Here is a 23,005-nt window from a genome sequence, read left to right as displayed (position 1 = left end):
GGTTGAGCCCGGCCGAGTTGGAATTGACGCCGGCGATTGACGATTGAGTTCTCACGGATGATCCGGGCAAGGCTGGCGGGACAGCGCCCCCCTCTGTCCTGCCGGACATCTCCCCCACAAGGGGGGAGATCAGCAGCTTCGTCCGTGGCGCTCTTCCTTGAACTTTGGCGATTGGCGAAAGCCTGCGCGATATCCAATCTCCCCCCTTGTGGGGGAGATGTCCGGCAGGACAGAGGGGGGCGCGAAGGAACTCGGCCTTTGTCATTGGCGAGGCCCTGATGCCGCCCGCCAACCTCAAACCCTACCGCGCCAAGCGCGAATTCTCCCGCACCCCGGAGCCTGCCGGTGGTACAGCCGGCGTGGGCGGCAACCGCTTCGTCGTCCACAAGCATCACGCCACTGCCGACCACTATGATCTGCGCCTCGAAGTCGCCGGCGTGCTGAAAAGCTGGGCGGTGCCGCGCGGGCCGTCGCTGAATCCGGCCGACAAGCGGCTTGCCGTCGAGACCGAGGACCATCCGATCGAATATATCGATTTCGAGGGCGTCATCCCCGAGGGCGAATATGGTGGCGGGCCGATGATCGTCTGGGACACCGGCACCTGGGCGCCGATGGAGGATGTCGAAAAGAGCTTGCGCACCGGGGCCTTCAAGTTCCGCCTGGCGGGCGAAAAGCTGAATGGCGGCTGGATGCTGACGCGGCTGAAGCCGAAGCCCGGTGAGGACGCGAACAAGAAGAACTGGCTCCTGTTCAAGGAGCGCGACCTCGCCTCCGACACCGACCTCGACATTCTCGAAGCACGGCCGGAAAGCGTGAAATCCGGCCGCCGCATCGAGGAATTGGTGGCGCCGCCGAAGAAGCGGGAACGCCTGCCGCCGAAGCAAGGTTCGCTGAAGCCTGGCGCGCTGCCCGGCGCGGTGAAAGCCGATCCGCCCGCGCGCATCGAGCCGCAGCTTGCCACACAGGTGCCGAAGCCGCCGGGTGGTGACGATCCTGGTGAGCGCACGGGCGAGACCTGGCTGCACGAAATAAAGTTCGATGGCTACCGCACCATGGCGCATGTCGTGGACGGCGAGGTGCGGTTGATCACCCGCGGCGGCATAGACTGGACGAAGCGCTATGGCGATCTTCCGCAGGCCTTTTCCAGGCTACCGGTGAGCCAGGCGATCATCGATGGCGAGATCATGGTGCTGGACGAGAAAGGCATTTCCCGCTTCGCGCTGTTGCAGGATGCGCTGTCGGCCGGCGCCGGCAGTAAACTGCATTTCTACGCCTTCGATCTCCTGCATCTCGACGGCTGGGACCTGCGCAAGGCGCCGCTGCAAAAGCGCAAGGCGTTGCTGGCCGAGTTGCTCGCCGGCCAGGCCGCCAATGCCGCGATTCAATACAGCGATCATGTCGAGGGCGACGGGCAGGGGCTTTACGACCAGGCGTCGGACCTCGGCCTGGAAGGCGTCGTCTCCAAGCGGGTCGACGCCATCTATATCAGCGGCCGCACCAAAAGCTGGACCAAGGTCAAGGCGCAGAAGACGGACGACTTCGTCATCGCCGGCTACACGGTCTCCGACCGCGCCGAGGGGCTGGCGGCGCTCGGCATGGCCGAGTTCGAGAATGGCGAATTGCACTACCGCGGCAAGGTCGGCACCGGCTTCGACAGCGGCATGGCGCGCGATCTGCTCGCCCGGCTGGAGCGGATGACGGCCGGCGCCACCCCGCCCGAAGGGGTGCCGCGCGAGATCATGCGCGAGATGCATTGGGTGAAGCCGCTGCTGTCGGCCCGCGTCCGCTATTCGAACCGTACCGGCGACAATGCGATCCGCCACGGCGTTTTTCGCGGGTTGCGCGATGTCGGCGGGCTAAGCACGCCGGTTCCCATCAAGCGCAAGCGGCTGATTGCCGAATCCGATCTGGCCACAATCTGGGTGACCAATCCGGAGCGCCGGCTGTTCGGCAAGACCGGACCGACAAAGCTCGATATCGCCGTCTATTACGCGCTGGTCGGCGACTTCATGCTGCCGCACATCATCGGCCGCCCGGTGTCGCTGGTGCGCTGCCCGACCGGCAAGCCGCAGGACTGCTTCTTCCAGCGCCACGCCTTCACCGGCATGCCGCCTTCGGTCGCGGTGTTCGAGAGCATCAACTCGGAGAACGAGACGAAAACCTATCTGTCGGTCGAGGACGCCAAGGGCTATCTCGCGCTGGCGCAGTTCGGAGTGGTCGAGTTCCACACCTGGGGCACGCATCGCTCGAAACTCGACAGGCCGGACCAGATCGTCTTCGACCTCGACCCGGGCGAGGGGATTTCATGGCGCGAGGTGGTGGAGGCGGCGGTCCACATCAAGGCCGGGCTTGAAAGCCTCGGGCTGGTGCCGTTCGCCAAGACCTCTGGCGGCAAGGGCATCCACATCACCGTGCCGGTGACCAGGAAGCAGAACTGGAAGAAACTGCATCAGGCTTCGAGCGCGATCTCGACTTTGCTCGCCGCAAGCGCGCCTGACACCTTCACCACGACGATGGGCAAGGAGAACCGCAAGAAGCGCATCTTCATCGATTTCCACCGCAACGCGCGCGGCCACACCTCCGCTGCGCCCTATTCGCTGCGCGCCCGCACCAATCTGCCGGCTTCGACGCCGGTCAGCTGGACGGATCTGGAGGCGATCGATGCGCCGGAGGATCTGAACTACGCCTCGCTGCCGGGCCTGCTGGAGACCTCGGGCGATCCGTGGGCGGAGATCGACGAATTTGCCAGGGACTTGCCGCCGCTGGCAACAAAGTAGGCCGCCCGCCGGGTGGCGTGGCGGCCTTACTGAAGGTTGGCTCTAGGCCGTTATGCTCAGCCGTAGACCTGCTTGTGGATCTGGTAGAGCATTTCCGAACGGTCGGCGCGCAGATCGGCGAGATCGCGGCTGGACAGGTTCTCGATTTCGGCGACGAGGCGGTTGTAGTGACGGCGCTTGGCGATGCTGTTGCGAGCGCGGGAGACGAGAGTGTCGAACATGGTGACAGGGTTCCTTCTATGCCGAACTGGTTCGGCTTGGTTGTTCCTCCCTGACGATTACGAACATGACATAGGAATGGTGCATCGCAAAAGAAAGATGTTGCAATGCACCATTGCAGCCAGCGCATAGCCGGTTAATCCAGTTCTAACGGGTCATGTGCCGCGCGCCGGCCCCGAGCGGGCCGGGCCTCACGCAATTCTCATCTGTTTTGTCTTACAAATTGCAGGTATCGCGTCTTGCCAGATCGGCTTAGGACTGGCTTGATCCGCCGTCACCTGGTGCCGGAGGAGTAAGCATGGCGACCGAAGATTATTACGAAGTTCTCGATCCGCGCTTCGCGCGCCTGTTCAACGGCAATGCGCAGGTGGAAAAGCTGTTCACCGGCTGCCGCTGGGCGGAAGGTCCGGCCTGGTTCGCCGCCGGCCGTTATGTGGTCTGGTCCGACATCCCCAACAACCGCATGCTGCGCTATGACGAGACCGACGGCAGCGTCAGCGTCTTCCGCCAGCCCTCCGGCAATTCCAACGGCAACACCGTCGATCGGCAGGGCAGGCTGGTCACCTGCGAGCATGGCGGCCGCCGTGTCAGCCGCACCGAGTTCGACGGCTCGGTCACCACGCTCGCCGAGAAATGGAAGGGCAAGCCGCTGAACTCGCCCAACGACGTCGTCGTGCGCTCCGACGGCTCGATCTGGTTCACCGACCCGACCTACGGCATCGACACCGACTATGAAGGCAACAAGGCCGAGAGCGAGATCGGCGCCTGCCATGTCTACCGCATCGATCCCGAAACCGGCGGCATCGAGGCCGTCATCACCGACATGGTGCGGCCGAACGGGCTTGCCTTCTCGCTAGACGAAAGCCAGCTCTACGTCGTCGATACCGGCCGCACCCATGGCGAGCACAACCCGGCGCATATGCGCGTCTTCAATGTCGGCAAGCACGGCAAGAAGATCTCGGGCGGCAAGGTCTTCGCCGATTGCACCGCCGGCCTTTTCGACGGTTTCAGGCTCGACGCCGACGGGCGCATCTGGACCAGTGCCGCCGACGGCATCCATTGCTACGATCCGGACGGCACGCTCATCGGCAAGGTCAAGGTGCCGGAAGTGACCGCCAACTGCGTCTTCGGCGGCAGCAAGCTGAATTGCCTCTACATCGCCGGCACCACGTCGCTCTATTCGGTGCGGCTGATGGTGAACGGAGCAAAGACTTTTTGAGGCTGCTGCGAGCACTTCTGTGGCCGTTTCTGGCCTTTCTGCGCATTCCCTCAGCGCCAGCCGCGCTGCGGTTTCCGCAACCGCCGCCGGGCACGCCGGAGCGGACAGCCAAAGAACTTCCCGGCGCCGGCCGCCGGGCTTCAAAGGGAGGACATCATGCCATTCGTCAACATCCGCATCGTCAAGGAAGTGATCGCCGCCGATCCGGCCGGCAAGAAGGCTGACATCGCCAAGAAGGTCACCGCGGCCATCATGGACGCCACCGGGCTCGGCAATGATGACGTCTGGGTGGTGTTCGAGGAGGTCAATGCGCGCGACTGGTATGTCGGCAAGACGGATGTCGAGACGTTGCGAAAGGGGTAGGGGTGGAAAGGGTAGGGCCGCTCACAGCCCGCCAATAAATCCTGCAAAGCCCTGCACCGCGTCGCGCATCGCCGGCCGGTTTGCGCCGAGGATCGCTTCCATCTCCGCCCGCTTCTTGCCCAGCAGCGCGATCTCCAGCGTTTCGTCATACATCGCAAACGACATGGTGCGCATGATCTCCGCCAGCGCCGCGCGCGCATAGAGCGAGCGCGCCGAGGCGTGCACCAGCATCGCCGGCTTGCCGACAGCGGCGTCGCGCGACACCAGCCAGTCGAGCGCGTTCTTCATGCCGCCGGGAACGCCGTGCGCATATTCCGGACAGGAGACGATGACGCCATCGCTCCGGGTGACGGCCTCGATCAGCCGCGCGGCTTCCGGCGGCGTGCGCTCGCCTTCGTCGTCGGGGTTGAAGATCGGCAGCCGGCCGAGACCGTCATGGATCGTGATGCGGCAACCGGCGGGCGCGTTGGCGGCAAGCGCGGCGATCAGCGCCGAATTGGTCGAGGCGGCGCGCAGGCTGCCCGATATGGCAAGGAGTTCGATCAAGGGGATTCTGGGCTGCGGATGAGTCGTGCCCGAGCCTACCACATGGTCTGCCGGTAATCGTCGTCGAGTTCCCGGTCGATGTCGCCCGCACTTTCCGTCAGCGCCAGCTGGTCGCGGATGATCTGGCCGAGCGTCGGCAGGCTCGCGCGGTCGTACCAGGTTTCGGGCTTCCACAGGTCGGAGCGCATGAAGGCCTTGGCGCAGTGCATGTAGGCGGCCTTGACGGCGACGACGATGACGCTGAGCGGCTCCTTGCCGTCGACGGCCAGGCGCTCGCGCAGGGTCGCGTCGGCGGTGATGCGGGCATCGCCATTGACGCGCAGCGTCTCGTTCATGCCGGGGATGAGGAAGAGCAAGCCGACCGACGGGTTGCGGATGATGTTCTCCAGCGTGTCCAGCCGGTTGTTGCCGGGACGGTCGGGGATGGCGATGGTCGAGTTGTCGAGGATGGCGGCGAAGCCGGGCTTGTCGCCCTTGGGCGTTACGTCGGCATTGCCGGCGCCGTCGGAAGAGCCGATCAGCACGAAGGGGCTCTTGCCGATGAAAGAGCGGCAATGGCCGTCGAGGAATTTGAGTTCCTTGCGGATCGAGCCGTCCGTCGGCCGGGGCGTCTTGTAGATCGTCCTCAGCTCGTCGCGCGTGGTGAGGAATTCCATACGCCCTCCTGACCGTCCTTAGTTCCCGGCCTTTTCTTCCTTGGGTTTTTCGTCAACCGAGTGGCGCATGATCAGCGGCATCTGGCAGAAGGTGAAAAGCAAGGTGATCGGGATCGTGCCCCAGACCTTGAAATATAGCCAGGTCGCTTCGGAGAAGTTGCGCCACATGACTTCGTTGAGCACGGCCAGGAACAGGAAGAACAGGCCCCAGCGGAAGGTGAGCTTGCGCCAGCCTTCGGCGTCGAGCTGGAAGGCGGAATCGAAGACATAGCCGAGCAGCGAGCGGCCGAAGGCAAGCCCGCCAAGCAGGGTGACGCCGAACAGCGAGTTGATGATGGTCGGCTTCATGAATGCGAATGTCTTGTCCTGCAGATAGAGCGCCAGCGCGCCGAAGACGAACACGACGATGGCCGACGCCAGCGGCATCAGCGGCAGGCTGCGGATAAGCGCCCAGGAAACGCTGAGCGAAAGCGCGGTCGCGACCATGAAGAAGGCAGTGGCGATCAGGATCGGTTCGCCTAGATGCGTGAGGATCGGGAATTTCGCGGCCAGCCATTCGCCGCGGATGGTGGTGAAGAAGAACACCAGGCCCGGCCCGAGCTCGAGCAGGAACTTCAGGCCGGGGTTGATCGGCTTGCGGCGTGGATCGGACGGGTCGCGTTCGAGGATGTTCATAAAAGTCCTTCTTGCGCATGATCTGGCCGAAAAGCAGGCCATTTCAAGAGATCACGCCTTTGTTTTCAAGCCACGCCGGCGATTGCCCTGGCAAATTCGCTCGCGGAAAACGGTTCGAGGTCGTCGACCTGCTCGCCGACGCCGATGAAATAGACCGGCAGCCGATGCTTGGCCGCGATCGCCACAAGAATACCGCCGCGCGCCGTGCCGTCCAGCTTGGTCATGACCAGCCCGTTGACACCCGCGACATTGCGGAAGATTTCGACCTGGTTCAGCGCGTTCTGGCCGGTGGTGGCGTCGACCGTCTGCAGCACGGTGTGCGGTGCTTCGGGGTCGAGCTTGCCGAGCACGCGCACGATCTTCTCCAGCTCCGCCATCAGTTCGGTCTTGTTCTGCAGGCGGCCGGCCGTGTCGATGATTAGCACGTCGGAACCCGCCTCTTTCGCCTTCTCGAAGGCGTCGTAGGCAAGGCCCGCCGCATCGGCGCCAAGCTTGGTGGCGATGACGGGGGACTTCGTGCGCTCGCCCCAGATTTTCAGTTGCTCGATTGCGGCGGCGCGGAACGTGTCGCCGGCAGCCAGCATCACCTTGAGGCCGCCGTCGGTCAGCTTGGCGGCCAGCTTGCCGATGGTGGTGGTCTTACCGGTGCCGTTGACGCCGACGACCAGGATGACATGCGGCTTGTGGCTGAGATCGAGCTCCAGCGGTTTTGCCACTGGAGTCAGCACTTTTTCGACCTCCGCCGCCATGACGGCGCGGACTTCCGTGTCGGAGACATCCTTGCCGTAGCGGCTGGAGGCGAGTGAATCGGTGACGCGCAGCGCCGTCTCGACGCCGAGATCGGCGCGGATCAGTACGTCTTCCAGATCCTGTAGCGTGTCCTCGTCCAGCTTGCGCTTGGTGAAGACGCCAGCGATGCTCCCGGTGAGCTCGCGCGAGGAGCGGGACAGCCCGTCGCGCATGCGCTGGAACCAGGAGCGGCGGACCACCGGCTCCGGCGCCTTCACCGGCTCCGCCTTCTGCTCGACCTTTTTCGCCACCGTCACCTTGCCCGCGGCGGGCGTAGGCGATGGCGGTGAAACAGGCGCAGGCGAGGCAGCCTCTTCCTTCTCCCCGTCACTATACGGGGAGAAGGTGCCGGCAGGCGGATGAGGGGCGGCGCTGACCTCCGAGGTTGGCTGAACCGAAGGTGCCTCCACTGGAGCGGCCGGCGGCACCTCGATCGGCGCCGGCATCTCCGCCGGCGCTTCGGTGGGCGTTGGCACCTCGACAGGCGCAGGCTCCGGCCGCGGTTCGGGACGCGACGGCTCGATCTCCGGCTCGGCCGGCAAGGGCTCTGGCACCTCCGGCTCTGGTTCCGGCGCGGGTTCTGCAGGCTCAGGCTGTGCGGGCGGCACTTCTTCGGGCGCCGGCGGCTTCGGTGTCTCTGGTGTCGGCTGCGGCGCTTCTTCCGGCTCGGGTTCCGGAAGCGGCTCCGGCTCGGCGGGAACCGTCGGCTCCGGAGGCTGCGGGATCGCAGGCGTCGGCTCGGGTACCGGCTCTACAGGAAGCGGCTGAAGGGCAGGAGTGGCTTCCATCGCCGGCTCCAGAACCGGCGCGGCCTCGGCCACAGGCTCTGGCTCGCGCGCCGCTGCCACCGGCGCGACCTGCTCGGCCTCCGGCTTCAGCGCCTCCAGCTGATCCCATTTGATAGGCGGCAACGGCGCGGTCTCGTCGACGCGCTCCTCGACGACCTCTTTCTTGCCGAACGAAAATATCTTCTTGAAAAAACCGGCCATCGAGTCTCGCAGTTTCTCAGGCGGCTTGCGCGGCAAGCGGCGCCGCGATCAGCCGTGCGCCATCATGGCCGGTGATCACGGCCTCGACGATCTCGCCCGGTTGCCCGGCGGCGATTGCCGCAAGCGTGAACCCTTCGGTGCGGCCAAGCCCGTCGCGCTCGATGAGGATCGACTGCCGCGTTCCGGCAAGCGACGACAGATGGCGGCGGTAGGCGGCCTCGCCGGCGGCGCGCAGCCTGGCGGCACGCTGCTTCACCAGCTCGCGGCGCACCTGCGGCATGCGCGCGGCGGGCGTGCCTTCGCGTGGGCTGAACGGGAAGACATGCAGATGCGTCAGCCCGCACTCATCGACTATTCTTTCCGAATTCTCGAACATCGCCTCGGTCTCGGTGGGGAAGCCGGCGATGATGTCGGCGCCGAACACGATCTCCGGCCGCAGTCTGCGCACGTCTTCGCAAAACTGGATCGACTGGTCGCGCAGATGCCGGCGCTTCATGCGCTTCAGGATCATGTCGTCGCCCGACTGCAGCGACAGATGCAGATGCGGCATCAGTCGCGGTTCGGTGGCGATGGCGTCGAGCAGGTCGTCGTCGGCCTCGATGGAATCGATCGAGGAAAGCCTGAGCCGCTTCACGTCCGGAACTTGCTTGAGAATGGTCTTCACCAGCTTGCCGAGCTTCGGCGCGCCGGGCAGGTCGGCGCCGAAGCTGGTCATGTCGACGCCGGAGAGCACGATCTCGGCATAGCCGTTGCCGGCCAGCCGCTTGACCTGCTCGACCACGGCGCCCATCGGCACCGAGCGCGAATTGCCGCGCCCGTAGGGTATGATGCAGAAGGTGCAGCGATGGTCGCAGCCATTCTGCACCTGCACGAAAGCGCGCGCCCGGCCTTCGATGGCGTCGACCATGTGGCCGGCCGTCTCGCGCACTGAGAAGATGTCGTTGACGCGGGCCTTTTCGGTGTCGTTGACGCCGAAATCGGGCAGAGCCCGGTAGGAGTTGGCCTTCAGCTTCTCCTCATTGCCAAGGACGAGGTCGACCTCGTCCATGGCGACAAAGTTCTGCGGCTCGGTCTGCGCCGCGCAGCCGGTCACGATTATGCGCGCCTCAGGATTTTCGCGGCGCGCCTTGCGGATCGCCTGCTTGGCCTGGCGCACCGCTTCGGCGGTAACGGCGCAAGTGTTGAAGATGACGGCGCCGCCTTGCAGCGCGCCCAGCCCGGCGCTCTCGGCCTCGCGGCGCATCACTTCCGATTCATAGGTGTTGAGACGGCAGCCGAAGGTGACGACGTCGATGCCCTTGCCGGTCGGACCCTGGGCCTCGCCTTTTTCAAGGACGGACATCAGGCGGCGCTTTCGGTGTCGCGGGCCCAGGCGCCGGTCGAGGGGTCGAAGCTGCCGGAAAATTCCCATTCGGCCGCACCGGTCAGGATGACGTGGTCGTCGTCGCGCCATTCGACGTGCAGCGAGCCGCCGCCGGGCGTCATCAGCGTCACGCTGCGACCGGTGCGCTTGGTGCGCGCCGCGGCGACTACCGCCGCGCAGGCCGCCGAGCCGCAAGCCTTGGTGAGGCCGGCGCCGCGCTCCCAGGTGCGGATGACCATCGTTTCGGGGGAGGTGACCTGCGCGATGGTGATGTTGGCGCGCTCCGGGAAGATCGGATGGTTTTCGAGCAACGGGCCGAAACGGTCGAGCTCATAGGACCAGACATCGTCATCGACCCAGAAGATCGCATGCGGATTACCCATCGACACCGCAGATGGCGAATGCAGCACCGGCGCGTCGATCGGGCCGATCTGCAATTCGATCATGCGGGTGTCGCGGAACTCTTCGGCGAGCGGAATGTCCTGCCAGCCGAAGCGCGGCTTGCCCATGTCGACCGAGATTGAGCCGTCGGCATGCTCCTTGGCATTCAGGATGCCGGCGCGCGTCTCGAAGGTGAAATCCTTCTGCCCGGTCTCGGAAGCCAAAGCCTGCACGACGCAGCGTGTGCCATTGCCGCAAGCCTGCGCGCCGGATCCATCGGAATTCAGGATGTCGATATAATAAGCGGTGCCTGGCGTGCGCGCATCATGGATCGCCATGATCTGGTCGAACTTGGTCGCGGCATCGCCATTGAGGGCGATCGCGGCGGCCGACGTCACCTTGTCGGCACGGCCGCGCATATCGGCAACGATGATCTCGTTGCCGATGCCGTTCATCTTGGCGAAAGGGGCGCTGCCAGCCATCTAAGCGGTCATTCCAGTTCCATTTGGCCGCTATATGGCGGAAACGGGCGGGAATTACCAGTCCGGCCAGCTGAAGGACACGGCAAAGATGCCGGCTTACGTTACCGCGAACACCCCGAGCACGATCAGCAGGAAGATGACCAGCACTATGCCTATCAGGATGCGAGCGCCAGTGGCGGCGGCTCCGGCCAGCGCCGGCATGCCGAGCAAGCTCGCGGCGGCGGCGACAATCAACAGAATGACGATCCATTTGATCATGGAAAAACCTCGCAAATCCACTTTGTTTGCAGTGGCTTAGGAAACGCGGCCGCAATGTCCTGGTTCCGTCGCGAGGTTGATTTCGACGCCTGAGTAACCGGCATCATCTCAGTATCGTATTCGGTACCTCCCACACTTCACCCGGGCGCATTGCGTGGAAGCGCTCTTCAGGAAGGCCTTCAGTCGCAAGCGCTTCGACGAGCTTGCGGGCCGGCTCGTCAATCGGTTCGTCGGTGAGGTGGAACGTGCCCCAATGGCAGCCGGCGGCGTAAGCCGCGTTGCAAAGCTTCATGCCTTGCACCGCTTCCTGCGGGTTCTGGTGCTGCGGCGCCATGAACCAGCGCGGCTCATAGGCGCCGATCGGCAGGATGGCGAGGCGGAAGCCGCCATGCTTTTCGGCCATCAGCCGGTAGTTGACGCCGTCATGGAAACCGGTGTCGCCGGCGAAATAGATCTTCCCGCCCGCCGTCTCGATTACAAAACCCGCCCACAGCGCCATGCGGCGGTCGCGCCCGCCGCGCGCAGACCAGTGATGCGCCGGTTCGATGTGGATGGCGGCATCGCCGACTTCGACCCGGTCGCCCCAATCATGGACCGCCATGCGTATGCCCGGCGCCGCGCGGGCGATGATGGCGTCGTTGCCCAGCGGCGCGATCGTCAGCGGGTCGTGGCTCACTTTCAGACGCTTCAGCGTCGCGAGGTCGAGATGGTCGTAATGGTTGTGGCTGACCAGCACCAGATCGATCGGCGGCAGGTCGGCGAAGGCGATGCCCGGCGCGTTGACCCGCCTCGGGCCGGCAAAGGTGAAGGGCGAGGCGCGCTCGGACCAGACCGGATCGGTCAGGATACTGAGGCCCGCGGTCTGGATGAGCAGCGAGGCATGGCCGACCATGGTGAGCCGCAGCGCATCGCCTTCGACACGCGGCTGCGGCTTCGCCCGAGGAAAGGGGCTCGGCCAGGTGATAGGCCATTTTGCGCGCTGGCCGCTGAATTGCCATCGAAGCAGATCGGCAAAACGCCCAGGCGGCTTGCCGCCCGGGTTGAAGAAAAGCGTGCCGTCGAAATGGTCGCTGCGCGGGCCGCTGTAATAGCGGTTGGCGCCTTTCGTCCTCGCGGCCATTCTGTCTCCCGCCCGGTTGTGCTGTCTGCTGAGATAAGGAGCCGTCCGCCTGGCGCAAGCAATTTGCCGGGGAAGGCCAACGGGCTGGCTCCGGTTTCGGCCTAGAATCGGCAGAGGGGAGACATTCCACGATGGCGATGAAGCGGACCAAGACACCCTGGATGAAGGCTGAGGACTTCGGCCGCTCGCTGCCGCTTGGGCTCGGCGTCAATCTTCTGGTCACCGACATGGCGGCGATGGAGGCCTTCTGCCGCGACGTGCTGGAGGCTCGCATCATCTATGCCGACGAGGATTTTGCGGCGATCGAGCTGTTGGGCTCGGTCTTCATGCTGCATGCCGACCATTCCTATCTCGACAATCCGCTGACCGGCGTCATTGCCGGCGCCGACACGCGAGGCGCCGGCATCGAATTGCGCCTCTACGGCGCCGACCCTGACGGAATCGAGAAAAAGGCGGCTGCTGCCGGCCACATCGTGCTTGCCGGCGCAATCGACAAGCCTCACGGGCTGCGCGAATGCTACATCGTCGGTCCAGACGGTTATGTATTCGTACCGAGCGCTCGGATATAGTGTAGAAATTTCAATGTTTTAAGCGTCTTTGTTCTGTCATCGCCGCGGCGCGACCGGATTGTTGCGATAAATTTGCAACAGCGGCTCCGAAAACCCTATTTTAACCATATCGGGTTGAAATTCTGCCACCTTCGCCGTCTTGGTGAGGCGAAGATTACGCGGACGGCTTCCCCCCAGCCGGATCCGACGGAGGTTTGGATGAATTTTTCGATGACCCGCCCCTTTTCGAAGAGTGGCCTTCTGGCCGTATCGCTGGCCGCGCTGATTGCGAGCGGCTGCTCGACCTCGCGCTTCTCGTCGATGGACGACCAGCAGCCGGCGCCGCTGACGCCGGCGCCCTCCGGCACGGTGACGCAGAATCAACTGCCGCCGCCGGCGGCGCCCGGCACCACCGATCCCTCGCAATTCCCGACCGCGCCGAAGAACACCCAGGTCGCTTCGCTGCCTGCGGATGGCGCGCCGCCCGCCGGTGCCACCGATCTCACGGCGGCCAGCGTCGCCGGCGTATGGAGCGTCAACGTCGCTGGTCAGAGCTGCAAGGTGGCGACGCCGCAGACCAAGTTCGGCGCCGGCTACCGTGCCGGCCCGCTGCACTGCCCGGCGCCGATCGACGGCATCAAGTCGTGGAACGTCGCCGGCAAGCAACTCACGCTCTATGACGAGAATGGCGGTACGCTGGCCAGGCTCTATTCCTCTGGCGGCGAAAAGTTCGATGGCCAGACGTCCAGCGGGCAGCCCATCTCGCTCACAAGATAGGGCATGCCGAAATTCAGCTGCAGCCGGCCTGCGAAGGGCGGCTTCCTGCGCTTCCGGTGCTCACGTACTTCAAGTACGCTCCGGTTCTCGGAATCCACCCTTCTCGACTCGGCCTGACCTGAATCTCGACATACCCAGGCTCCTCCCGCAGCAGTTCGCGCAAAGAAAATGATTTGACCTATGCATCTGCGTGACGGCATCCAGACCCATGCGACCGTCAGGCAGCGCTACGACCATCTGGTTCAAAGCGGCGCGATCGAGCGCGACCCGGCGCAGGAGCGCATCGTCGTCGCGCTCGACCGGCTGACCGAAGAAATCGCTGCCAAAAGGCTGGCGCATAAATCGAGCGCGTTGGGCTGGCTGTTCGCCGCCAAGCGCCAGCCGCGTGAGCCCGTCAAGGGCCTCTACATCCATGGCGGCGTCGGTCGCGGCAAGACCATGCTGATGGACTTCTTCTTCGAGTTGTTGCCGGTCAGGCGCAAACGTCGCGTCCATTTCAACGACTTCATGGCCGATGTGCAGGACCGCATCCAGAAACATCGGCAGGCGCGCAAGGAAGGCACGGTCAAGGAGGACGACCCGATCCCGCCGGTGGCGCGTGCGCTGGCCGACGAAGCCTGGGTGCTCTGCTTCGACGAGTTCTCCGTCACCGACATTGCCGACGCCATGATCCTGTCGCGTCTGTTCTCGGCGCTGTTCGCTGCCGGCGTGGTCCTGGTCGCCACCTCCAACGTCGCGCCGGAAGATCTTTACCGCGACGGGCTGAACCGCCAACTCTTCCTGCCCTTCATCTCGCTGCTCGAGCGCAATGCCCAAGTGATGACGCTGGATGCCGAGAAGGATTATCGGCAGGAAAAGCTCAACCGTCAGCCGGTCTATGTCACGCCGGACGACGCCGCGGCCGACCGAGCGCTGGACGAGGCCTGGAAGGCGATGACGCATGGCCAGCCGGCGGCGGAGATGACGCTGACGCTGAAGGGCCGCCAGCTTATAGTGCCACAGGCCGCTGGCGACGCCGCGCGTTTCAGCTTCGCCGATCTCTGCGAAAAGCCGCTCGGCGCCCGCGACTATCTCGCCATTGCTGCCCGTTTCTCGACCGTCTTCATCGATCATGTGCCGGTGCTGGGCGAAGGCAAGCGCAACGAAGCCAAGCGTTTCATCCTTTTGATCGACACGCTCTACGACCACCACATGCGGCTGGTGGTGAGCGCCGCCGCGCCGCCCGAAGGGCTCTACACCGCCAAGCGCGGTCACGAGGTGTTCGAATTCGAGCGCACTGCATCGCGCCTGGTCGAGATGCAGAGCCGCGACTGGCTGGATGGCTGGGCCGAACGGCAGAAGGGCGAGGGGACAGGCGAGATGGCGAAACAGGCGTAAAAAGGCCGTCCGCCAGCCGCCATCATCCCGTCTCCATCGACGCTTCCTACAATTTGAATTATTCTCCTGCCAACCTGGCGGCGGGCCTGAAAAACATTTCGCTAGGATTTTACCGTTATCGTGAGGGGTCGGTGTAGGATTTCCAGGGTGCCGCTCGTCCTTTGGACGAAAAGCACTGCAGTGAGAATGATCCCAAAAAGTGGGAACCCGTTTTTGGACCAGATCGTGCTCAAGCTAACGAGCATGATCCCAAAAAGTGGGAACCGGTTTTCGGATAAGATCATGCTCCAGCTAAGATAAGTGCGTGGCCGCGTAGGAGTTCATCATGGCGCCCAGGGCAAGTTGGAAAGGTTACCTCAAGCTCAGCCTCGTCAGCTGTCCGGTCCGGCTCTATCCGGCCACCAGCGCAAGCGAGCGCATCTCGTTCAACCAGTTGCACAAGAAGACTCACAACCGCATCAACATGAAGCCGGTCGACCCCGAGCTCGGCCTGGTCGAGCGTTCGGACCTGGTGCGCGGCTACGAATACGAGGACAAGCAGTACATCATCATCGATGATGCGGACCTCGATGCGGTCAGGATCGAATCCAACCACACGATGAACATCGAGGCCTTCGTCGACGAGGGCGAGGTCGACGTCATCTACCAGGATGCGCCCTATTACATGGCGCCCGACGGCGCGATGGCCGAGGAAACCTTCGCGGTGCTGCGCGAAGCCATGCGAAAATCCGGCAAGCTCGCCATCGCGCGGCTGGTGCTGTCCAGCCGCGAGCGGATCGTGACGATCGGCGCACGCGAAAACGGCATGTTCGTCTGCACCTTGAGGAACCCCAACGAAGTGCGCGGCACGGCTGAATATTTCGGCAACATCCCGGCCGGCAAGCCGGATGCCGAAATGCTGCAGCTTGCGGAAGCGCTGATCAAGCAGAAGGAAACCCACTTCGATCCGAAGAATTACGAGGATCGCTACGAAGTGGCGCTGATGGCGATGATCCGCGAGAAGCTGAAAGGTCACAAGCCGATCATTGCGGCCGCACCGGAGCGCGGCAATGTCATCAACCTGATGGATGCGCTGAAGGCGAGCCTCTCGCAGCAGGCCAAGCCGCCGGCCAAGTCGAAGACCAAGGACGAGGCGCCGGCCAAGCCCGCAAAAAAGGCAGCCGCCGGCGGCGCGACCGAGAACCCGCTGAAGGCGAACCTGTTGAAGGCCGTCGGCAAGAGCAAGAAGTAACGGAGATCGGGTGAACGCAGCGCCTGTGATCGTTCCCGGCGCCGTCTATGGCGTCGTCGGCGCGCTGGCCGCTTTTCCGTTGCGGCTCGCCGCGCGCGAGGTCGAGCGCCGCCATGCCGAGATGAGGCGCGGCGTCACGCGGCGCACCTCGCATGTTGTGTTCGGCCGCGCGCTGCTCGCCAAGGCGGCGCTCAGCCGGGCAGGGGATGCCGAGCTTGAGCGCCGCGCCAAAGCCGAGCGCGAAGCCGGTCGGGCACTGATCAGCGAGAACGGATTTTTGCGCCTGCTTGGCCTGATGAAGGCGCCCGAAGCGTCTTCACTGTCGAGGCAGGCGATCATCGATCAATCCAGGCTTGCCGGCGCCGATCTCGACATGCTGTCGCTGTTCGACGCCTTCGAGCATGACGCCGAACCCTATTCCTTCCGCGACCTGATCCTGGCCAGAAAATATGCCGGGCTGATCGCCAGCGGCGCCAGCTGGGGCGCCATTGCGCGTTCCGTCCACCGCTCCGGCCCGGTCGCCTCGCTCACGGCAAAATCGCTCAATCTCGGCTCCCAGCACGGCCGCCCCGACGCGATCTATCTCGACGAGGGCAAGAGTGAGTTGGACGGCCAGTTGCTGTTCGACCTCGGCTCTTCGGAAGACGACACGCTGGAAGAACTCTTCGCCGAGGCGGAAGCCAGCGAGGAGCAGGGGCGCCACGACGATGCAGCCGCACTCTACCAGCGCTGCCTCGCCATCGACCCCAGGGACGCCATCGCCGCCTTCAACCGCGCCAACTGCCTGCGCGGCGCCGGCCGCGTGGCGGAAGCCGCGCATGATTATGCCCGGGCGATCAAGCTCGATCCGGGTTTTGTCGAGGCCTGGTTCAACCTCGCCGGCTTGATGAGCGACGAGGGCAAGGTCGCCTCGGCAAGGCGCCATCTGCAGAAGGCGATCGCGCTAGACAAGGCCTATGCCGACCCGGTCTTCAACCTGGCGCGGCTGGAATTCGATGCCGGCAACCTCGCCGAGGCGCGGCGGTGGTGGGCGCGGTATCTGGAGCTCGATGCCGACTCCGAATGGGCCCAGCTGGCGCAGAAGGGGATACAGTTCGTCGATTTGCATATGGCGCGCACGGCGGGGTGAGCGCCTTCTTTCCCACAACAGAAAGGATTTCCTAGCGTTCGCGGAGTCTTCATCCCATTACTATGCCGATGCGGGTCGATAGGAATCATATGGCCTTTCTATTCATCGGATTTGCGGTGTTTTTCGTACTCCTGGCGATTGGCCAGATCAGAGAATTGCTGTTCTATAAAAAAAGCGGCTGGGATTTCTCGGTGGATAGCAACATCAACTGGCTGAAGATCCGCAAGGGAAGACGGAGGCCGTTTCTCGACCTCGGGCCGACTCCCAGCGAATATCTTGCGTCCAACAAGGAACGCGTCTGCTTTGCTCGACCTTTCGTGATGTTCTGTGTAGCGGTCCTTGCGCTTGCATCGGGTCACATCACGCTTCACCCGGAGCAATGGCGCAAGGTAGTGAACGGCTCAAAAGTCACGTATCAGTATATCGGGACGCCGCAACCAGATGGCAACTAGCTTCCTCTTCGACGGCGACGACACCGCCCCAGTCACGATTCTGCTCGCCCATGGCGCCGGCGCGTCGATGGACTCGCCCTCGATGACCGCCACCGCCAAGGCTTTGGCCGCCGCCGGCCTCCAGGTTGCGCGCTTCGAATTCCACTACATGGCCGCCCGCCGCTACGGTCACCGCAAGCCGCCGCCACGCGCCGAGACGGTGAACCCGGAATATGTGAAGGCCATCGCCGACCTGCGCGCCAGGGGCGTCACCGGAAAACTGATCATCGGCGGCAAGTCGATGGGCGGCCGCGTCGCCTCGATGGTGGCCGACGAGATGTTCGCCAAGGGCGAGATCGCAGGGCTCGTCTGCCTCGGCTACCCGTTCCATCCGCCGGGAAAGCCGGAGCAGCTCAGGACCAAGCATCTCATCGATCTGAAGACGCCGACGCTGATTTTCCAGGGCACGCGCGACGAGTTCGGCACCAAGGGCGAAGTCGCGACCTACGGGCTCTCGGGCTCGATCGAGGTGGTCTGGCTGGAAGACGGCGACCATGATCTCAAGCCGCGCAAGGCGATCTCGGGGTTTTCGACCGCGGATCATCTGAAAACGGTGGCGGAGACAATAAAGGCCAGGATGGCGCAGCCGTTGGGCTCGTCATTCTAGGGCGAAGCAAGGAGAGAAGCGACGCGCGCAGACCCTAGAATCCATGCCGTGACGCTAGGGCGTTGCAACGGTTCAGAATTCTGCCTCGCCGAGCTCCACGGTGAAGGTCACGGCATGGATCCTCGGGTCAAGCCCGAGGATGACGAAGCGAGCGGCGCTTTTGGCATCCAAACATGAAACTCGCCACCTTCAACATCAACAACATCAACAGCCGTATCGAGAACCTTCTCGCCTGGCTCGCGCGCGCAAAACCCGATGTCGTTTGCCTGCAGGAGCTGAAATCGCGCGACACCCAATTTCCGCTGACCCGCCTGGCCAATGCCGGCTACGGCGCCGTCTGGAAGGGCGAGCCAACCTGGAACGGCGTCGCCATCCTGGCCAGGGGCGCCGAACCGGTGTTGACACGCGACACACTGCCCGGCGATGAGGCCGACCGCCAGGCCCGCTATATCGAGGCGGCGGTCGGCGGCGTGGTCGTCGCCTGCCTCTATGCGCCGAACGGCAACCCGCGGCCCGGCCCGAAATTCGATTACAAGCTCGCCTGGCACGAGCGCTTCGCCGCCCATGCCGGACAGTTGCTCGACACCGGCGTACCGGTGGCGCTGGCCGGCGACTTCAACATCGTGCCCGAGCCGCGCGACATCTACGAAACCCGCTCCTATGACGACAACGCTCTGGTGCAGCCTGAGAGCCGCGCCGCCTTCGCGGCGCTGATCGAGCAGGGCTGGACGGATGCGCTGCGCAAAGTCTTTCCGAAGGAGCAGCGGCTCTACACTTTCTGGGACTACCGTCGCAACCGCTGGCCGCGCGACGCCGGCTTGAGGCTTGACCACATCCTGTTGTCGAAGAAGTTGGCGCGGAAGCTCAGAGGGGCGGGGATAGATAGGGACGTTCGGGGAGGGAATGGCGCGAGCGATCACGCGCCGGTGTGGGTGGAACTGGCGGTCTGACGTTAATGGAGACTTGGTGTCCAACCGGGCCTTTCGCTGACAATGACTTGCGGCATCAACATCGAACGCTAGTCTGTGGGAGATTAGAAGGGGGAGATCAAAATCATGATGGCGGACAATTGTTCTCGGCCTTCACACCCCAGCCATGGCTGACATCATCCTTGTCCTCCTCATTTCGGCGCTTGTCCTTGCCGGCGCCGGCGCCCTCGTGGCGCTAACGCTCGACCGGCGTCGCCGGCGCAAGGCGCGCGGCAATCCCGACCCGTCCCGCGACTATGCGCGCCGCACCAGTTGGGCGCCGACCTCCGGCAAGCTCAATTTCTCGGCTTTCGTCTACATGGATGTCGATGGCGACGGGACCTACAGCCTGGGCGACCGGCCGATGGCCGGTATCGTGGTGCGGCTCCATGACGAGCGCGGCGCCTTCCTGGCCGCGGCGGCAAGCAACGCCGCCGGCTTCGCCAATTTCCCGACCTCGTCGAAACGCCGCAGCGCGGTGATCGGCGCACCGGGCAGCTACCGGTTTTCGGTCTCGGTGCCGCCCGGATGGCGCCCCACCGGCGGCAATGCGGACCAGACCGTTCGCCTGATCGCGGCTCCGGGCACATCGGTCGGGCTTGTTGTGGAGGGAGGCCTGCCAAGGCCCGTCGGCCTCGCGCCGGGGCGCAGGGTCAGCGGCAGGATGTCGGCCGCGGCAGGGGCGACGCTCTCGATATTGAGCAAGGGCCAGGTGCTCGAAAGCCGCGCGCTGCCGGCTGACGCGGCCTTTCGCTTCCCGCTTGCCATCGATGCCGACCAAATCGTCATTACCGGCGGCGGGCTCGACCGGCGACTTGCTCTGTCGGCCTATCCGGTCAATCTCGGTCTGCTTGTGCCCGGCGCGCTGCCCATGGAGGCCTCGCTCACCACCATCGGCTTCGATGACATCACCACGCGTGGCCTATGCAAGATCCCGTCGGGCCATGCAGGTCTCGACTGGCTTAACCTCAACGCCATGTCGCGCGATCACACGAAGAACAGCGAGGGCTATGTCAACGGCAATGTCTCGGGCAGCCATATCGCCTATACCAGCAGTGGCCACCCGGCCGAGTTCGGCCGCGCCGCGCCCTTCGGCTTCCATTCGGTGATGCTGACCGCGGCCTGGCTGAGATCGGAAGGCGAGGTGGCGTTGATCGAGAGTTTTTTAGGGGAGGAACTGATCGCCATCGACGAAGTGGTGCTGTCGGCGCTGGCGCCGGTGCATTACGCGCCTATGCTCAAGGCGGTGACACGCGTGCGCATCTCGACCGAGCATTACTGGCAGGCTGTGCTGGATGATCTGGTTGTGGCGCTCTGAGGCAAGTCGCAGCAAAAACGCTAAAGCGCGTCGCGTTGAAACGGATTCAGGCGACGCGCTTTAAGTGTTTGTTTTGACGCATGTCGTTGTCCCAAAACCGCTGCGCACTTTCGGGCGACATGCATCAACAGTCAGCCCGAGTGATTTTGCCCGAAGCCTTCGTTAGCAATGGCGTCAACATTGAGATGGAACGGTTCGCTGTACCGCTCAGCAGGGTCACGGAGGCGGGGCGGCGATGGATGCGCCGTTGCCAGCCGTCACGGCCGAAAGCCGATCCTTCTTGATCAGGATCGGTTTCTCATAGGACTTCTTCATTGCCTGCCCCTTCGTAAGTGTTTTGTTGAACGACGCTGCTATCAGGTCGGGATCTTGGAGCCCGAGCCGTTGGCGGTGACAGCCGAGAGCCTGTCCTTCTTGATTAGGGTCGGCTTCTCATAGGTTTTCTTCATAGAAAAGTTTTCCATTGTGAGCTGATGCCGTATTTTTAAGCGGGGCGTCTATCGCCTGCTTCGGGCGGCGCGTCAGCCCGGCACTTTTGACGCAATAGCCACGACCGCCGCAAGTTTGCCTTTGCGAACGAAAGCAGGCTTCTCGTAGGCCTTCTTCATCTGCAGTTCCCCCAATTCCCTGAAGACATTGGTCCGCTATGCACAGACCCGGACCGGCAACGCGCCTCAGCCAGCGCCGTTTAGGACGACGGGCGTCGAAGCGGTGGCAACGATCGTCGAAAGCTTGCCCTTGCGGACGAACGCAGGCTTCTCGTAGGACTTCTTCATGCCATTGCTCTCCTGAAAATCCCGCCCGGATAGTCTCATATTAGCGTTTGCTGTCAACCGAACCCGCCGGTCAGGCCTCCTTTCCTTGGGGAACCAGCCGGTTTTGCTGTAGTTAATCGCCTTCCGTTGCAGCAAAGACACGCCTTACAGTCAGATATCGGTGCCGATGCTGGCAGAATCCCCGGACAGTCGCGCCATATTCCTTGCAGGCAGATTCTGCCCTCAGGGCGGCCGATTTGTCTTTCGCGTGTGAGGCCGCGCACTTAGCCTCTGCGGCAAGCTCGGCTAAGATGCCGGACCTTCATGCGCCGCGCGGCGGTGCGGGGGACGGGGGAACGGATGAAAAGATCGACCGACAGATTGCTGGCGCTGGCGATGCTGATCGTTGGCGCCGCCTGCTTCGCCAAGATTTTTCTGGCGGCGGGCGACAAGCCCTTCGCCACGACCCGCCTGGAAGTATTGGGCGCCGCCGGCGGGCTATCGGTCGTCGCCGGGCTGCTGTTTCTCGCTGGCTTGCTTCCGACGGCCGCAAGGCACGACCCTTACGCGCCGCTGTTCGGACGCGACGCCGAGGTCGTGCCGGCCGGCCGTCCGCGGCTGCGCCGCGCGGCACTTGCTTTGCCTCTTCTGGCTGTGATCGTCATCCTCGCCGACCAGTTCGGCGCGTGGTCGGCCGGCGAGCCGGCAAAGGAAGTCGCCACCGCGCCGGTGCCTGAACCCACCGAATCGAAAACGGCACCTGAACCACTTGCCGAGCCCGCCGTGCCCGCGCAGGAATCCGCCGCCAAGCCTGCGCGCCCCGTCGAACCCGCTCCAGCGCCTGCGCCCGTTCAGCCGGTGCAACCAACGCCGGCCGCCGCGCCGGCCGAGCCTGCCGCACCTTTGCCTGCCCAGTCGGAGCAGCCCGCCCCGGCGACCCAGCAGACAGCGCTGGCGCCCGCCACGCCGCCGGAAACCGTGGCGCCGCCTCCACCGGCACCGCCGGCTCAGCCGACGCAGTCGGATGGCCATCGAGACGCCGTCGTCTGGCTGGCGGTGTCGGCCGACGGCCACGAGATCATGAGCGCCAGCACCGACCATATGATCAAGCTATGGGACATCGACGGCAAACGGCTGATCCGCAACGTCGGCGAACACAAGGACATGGCGCGAACGGCGCTGTTCATGCCCGACGGCAAGACGGCGCTCACCGCGGCCGACGATGGCGAGATCGTGCTGCGCCAGCTCTCCGACGGCGCGGTTCTGCATGTCTTCTCGTCAGGCCAGAACGGCGGCGTCCGCAAGCTGGCGATCAGCCCCGACGGTAGGCTCGCCGTCAGCGGCCACGACAGCGGCTCGGTGGTCGTCTGGGACCTGGCGAAAGGCGCCGTTTTGCATGTCCTGCCCGGCCACGACTGGCCGATCAGCTCGGTCGCCGTCTCGCCAGATGGCACCAAAGCGCTGTCGGGCAGCATCGACGGCGAGTTGAAGCTCTGGGACATCTTAGCCGGCAAACAGCTGCGCAGCTGGCATGGTCACGACCGGGGCGCCTATGGCGCGGTCTTTACCGCCGACGGCCATCACGCGGTGACCGGCAGCGGCGATTACTCGATAAAACTCTGGGACCTCGACAGCTTCAAGGAGGTGCGCCGCTTCGACGGCCATTACGGCACCGTCTACGCGCTGGCTTTGTCGCCTGACGGCAAGCGCTTGGGCTCGGTCTCGCTCGACGGCACGGCGCGCATCTGGAACATGGACACCGGCGATCAGATCGCCGAGTTCGACCCCGGCACCGGACCGATGTACTCGGTGGCATTTGCCGCCGACGGCACGCTTCTCACCGGCGGCATCGACCGCACCATCCGCGACTGGCCAGCCGCTGGCGGCGATGGGACGGTGCTGTTTGCGGGGGCGCCGGAATAGCGTTGATGATTGCGGAAAGCCTGCGCGACATCCAATCTCCCCCT

The 23,005-nt window shown here is 64.2% G+C and carries 25 protein-coding genes; 13 read left to right on the top strand and 12 right to left on the bottom strand.

Features of this window, described 5'->3' with window-relative positions; translation table 11 throughout:
* Positions 1–278 precede the first annotated feature (278 nt).
* Complete coding sequence (gene ligD, locus FJ988_RS17785) at positions 279–2,777, top strand: DNA ligase D (RefSeq protein ID WP_140819637.1); 2,499 nt, start codon at positions 279–281, stop codon at positions 2,775–2,777.
* 56 nt (positions 2,778–2,833) lie between these two features.
* Here the strand turns inward: ligD and FJ988_RS17780 are convergent, their stop codons facing one another.
* Positions 2,834–2,998 carry a hypothetical protein gene (locus tag FJ988_RS17780; protein WP_140819636.1) on the bottom strand — a complete coding sequence of 55 codons (165 nt, stop codon included), beginning with the start codon at positions 2,996–2,998 and terminating at the stop codon, positions 2,834–2,836.
* Between the two features lie 296 nt (positions 2,999–3,294).
* Here FJ988_RS17780 and FJ988_RS17775 point away from each other — a divergent pair, with 296 nt between their 5' ends.
* Positions 3,295–4,215 carry an SMP-30/gluconolactonase/LRE family protein gene (locus FJ988_RS17775; RefSeq protein WP_140819635.1) on the top strand — a complete coding sequence of 307 codons (921 nt, stop codon included), beginning with the start codon at positions 3,295–3,297 and terminating at the stop codon, positions 4,213–4,215.
* Positions 4,216–4,371: 156 nt separating this feature from the next.
* The gene (locus FJ988_RS17770) at positions 4,372–4,578 is read left to right on the top strand and encodes a 4-oxalocrotonate tautomerase family protein (protein ID WP_013892236.1); all 207 of its coding nucleotides are present in this window, start codon (positions 4,372–4,374) and stop codon (positions 4,576–4,578) included.
* Between the two features lie 21 nt (positions 4,579–4,599).
* Here FJ988_RS17770 and FJ988_RS17765 read toward each other — a convergent pair whose 3' ends face one another.
* From FJ988_RS17765 to FJ988_RS17730, 8 genes are all read right to left on the bottom strand, one after another.
* Positions 4,600–5,124 (bottom strand): NADPH-dependent FMN reductase, encoded by a 525-nt coding sequence (locus FJ988_RS17765; RefSeq protein WP_140819634.1) that lies wholly within the window; start codon positions 5,122–5,124, stop codon positions 4,600–4,602.
* Between the two features lie 35 nt (positions 5,125–5,159).
* Positions 5,160–5,780 carry a pyridoxamine 5'-phosphate oxidase family protein gene (locus tag FJ988_RS17760; RefSeq protein ID WP_140819633.1) on the bottom strand — a complete coding sequence of 207 codons (621 nt, stop codon included), beginning with the start codon at positions 5,778–5,780 and terminating at the stop codon, positions 5,160–5,162.
* Between the two features lie 18 nt (positions 5,781–5,798).
* Positions 5,799–6,455 (bottom strand): septation protein A, encoded by a 657-nt coding sequence (locus FJ988_RS17755; RefSeq protein ID WP_140819632.1) that lies wholly within the window; start codon positions 6,453–6,455, stop codon positions 5,799–5,801.
* Between the two features lie 65 nt (positions 6,456–6,520).
* Positions 6,521–8,233, bottom strand: coding sequence for a signal recognition particle-docking protein FtsY (ftsY, locus tag FJ988_RS17750; RefSeq protein WP_140819631.1), 1,713 nt, complete (start codon positions 8,231–8,233; stop codon positions 6,521–6,523).
* A gap of 16 nt (positions 8,234–8,249) precedes the next feature.
* Complete coding sequence (gene mtaB / locus FJ988_RS17745) at positions 8,250–9,575, bottom strand: tRNA (N(6)-L-threonylcarbamoyladenosine(37)-C(2))-methylthiotransferase MtaB (RefSeq protein WP_140819630.1); 1,326 nt, start codon at positions 9,573–9,575, stop codon at positions 8,250–8,252.
* The gene (gene dapF / locus FJ988_RS17740) at positions 9,575–10,459 is read right to left on the bottom strand and encodes a diaminopimelate epimerase (protein WP_140819629.1); all 885 of its coding nucleotides are present in this window, start codon (positions 10,457–10,459) and stop codon (positions 9,575–9,577) included. Before dapF ends, mtaB begins: the two co-directional genes overlap by 1 nt.
* A gap of 96 nt (positions 10,460–10,555) precedes the next feature.
* Complete coding sequence (locus tag FJ988_RS17735) at positions 10,556–10,717, bottom strand: DUF1328 family protein (protein WP_140819628.1); 162 nt, start codon at positions 10,715–10,717, stop codon at positions 10,556–10,558.
* A 103-nt stretch (positions 10,718–10,820) separates the two neighbouring features.
* Complete coding sequence (locus FJ988_RS17730; RefSeq protein WP_140819627.1) at positions 10,821–11,837, bottom strand: MBL fold metallo-hydrolase; 1,017 nt, start codon at positions 11,835–11,837, stop codon at positions 10,821–10,823.
* A 131-nt stretch (positions 11,838–11,968) separates the two neighbouring features.
* On the opposite strand from FJ988_RS17730, the gene FJ988_RS17725 reads away from it, so the two are divergent.
* The 9 genes from FJ988_RS17725 to FJ988_RS17685 all read left to right on the top strand — a co-directional run bounded on the left by FJ988_RS17725 (position 11,969) and on the right by FJ988_RS17685 (position 20,283).
* Positions 11,969–12,406, top strand: a complete 438-nt coding sequence (locus tag FJ988_RS17725) for a glyoxalase/bleomycin resistance/extradiol dioxygenase family protein (protein WP_140819626.1) — start codon at positions 11,969–11,971, stop codon at positions 12,404–12,406.
* Between the two features lie 210 nt (positions 12,407–12,616).
* Positions 12,617–13,162: a protease inhibitor Inh/omp19 family protein gene (locus FJ988_RS17720; RefSeq protein ID WP_140819657.1), complete on the top strand. Its 546-nt coding sequence runs from the start codon at positions 12,617–12,619 to the stop codon at positions 13,160–13,162.
* Between the two features lie 180 nt (positions 13,163–13,342).
* Positions 13,343–14,539 (top strand): cell division protein ZapE, encoded by a 1,197-nt coding sequence (zapE, locus tag FJ988_RS17715; protein WP_140819625.1) that lies wholly within the window; start codon positions 13,343–13,345, stop codon positions 14,537–14,539.
* Between the two features lie 325 nt (positions 14,540–14,864).
* Entirely contained in the window at positions 14,865–15,770 is a 906-nt protein-coding gene (locus tag FJ988_RS17710) for a Ku protein (protein WP_140819624.1), read from the top strand.
* A 25-nt stretch (positions 15,771–15,795) separates the two neighbouring features.
* On the top strand, positions 15,796–16,899 hold the full coding sequence (locus FJ988_RS17705) for a tetratricopeptide repeat protein (protein ID WP_140819656.1): 1,104 nt from the start codon (positions 15,796–15,798) through the stop codon (positions 16,897–16,899).
* Between the two features lie 89 nt (positions 16,900–16,988).
* Positions 16,989–17,351 carry a hypothetical protein gene (locus FJ988_RS17700; RefSeq protein WP_140819623.1) on the top strand — a complete coding sequence of 121 codons (363 nt, stop codon included), beginning with the start codon at positions 16,989–16,991 and terminating at the stop codon, positions 17,349–17,351.
* Positions 17,341–17,997, top strand: a complete 657-nt coding sequence (locus FJ988_RS17695; protein ID WP_140819622.1) for an alpha/beta fold hydrolase — start codon at positions 17,341–17,343, stop codon at positions 17,995–17,997. The genes FJ988_RS17700 and FJ988_RS17695 overlap by 11 nt, the downstream gene beginning before the upstream one ends.
* Before the next feature lie 173 nt (positions 17,998–18,170).
* Positions 18,171–18,947, top strand: coding sequence for an exodeoxyribonuclease III (locus tag FJ988_RS17690; RefSeq protein ID WP_140819621.1), 777 nt, complete (start codon positions 18,171–18,173; stop codon positions 18,945–18,947).
* Positions 18,948–19,092: 145 nt separating this feature from the next.
* Positions 19,093–20,283, top strand: coding sequence for a hypothetical protein (locus tag FJ988_RS17685; RefSeq protein WP_140819620.1), 1,191 nt, complete (start codon positions 19,093–19,095; stop codon positions 20,281–20,283).
* Between the two features lie 216 nt (positions 20,284–20,499).
* On the opposite strand, the gene FJ988_RS17680 is transcribed toward FJ988_RS17685, so the two are convergent.
* From FJ988_RS17680 to FJ988_RS17670, 3 genes are all read right to left on the bottom strand, one after another.
* On the bottom strand, positions 20,500–20,598 hold the full coding sequence (locus FJ988_RS17680; protein WP_140819619.1) for a putative RiPP precursor: 99 nt from the start codon (positions 20,596–20,598) through the stop codon (positions 20,500–20,502).
* A 41-nt stretch (positions 20,599–20,639) separates the two neighbouring features.
* Positions 20,640–20,732, bottom strand: coding sequence for a putative RiPP precursor (locus FJ988_RS17675; RefSeq protein ID WP_140819618.1), 93 nt, complete (start codon positions 20,730–20,732; stop codon positions 20,640–20,642).
* A gap of 225 nt (positions 20,733–20,957) precedes the next feature.
* Positions 20,958–21,059 (bottom strand): putative RiPP precursor, encoded by a 102-nt coding sequence (locus tag FJ988_RS17670; RefSeq protein WP_140819617.1) that lies wholly within the window; start codon positions 21,057–21,059, stop codon positions 20,958–20,960.
* A gap of 339 nt (positions 21,060–21,398) precedes the next feature.
* Here FJ988_RS17670 and FJ988_RS17665 point away from each other — a divergent pair, with 339 nt between their 5' ends.
* Positions 21,399–22,961, top strand: coding sequence for a WD40 repeat domain-containing protein (locus FJ988_RS17665; RefSeq protein WP_140819616.1), 1,563 nt, complete (start codon positions 21,399–21,401; stop codon positions 22,959–22,961).
* Positions 22,962–23,005: the final 44 nt, after the last annotated feature.

The sequence above is a fragment of the Mesorhizobium sp. CU3 genome (assembly GCF_006442965.1).
Lineage (GTDB): Bacteria > Pseudomonadota > Alphaproteobacteria > Rhizobiales > Rhizobiaceae > Mesorhizobium.
The sequence above is the reverse complement of the archived record's forward strand: the minus strand, read 5'-3'. Positions and strand labels throughout refer to the sequence as shown.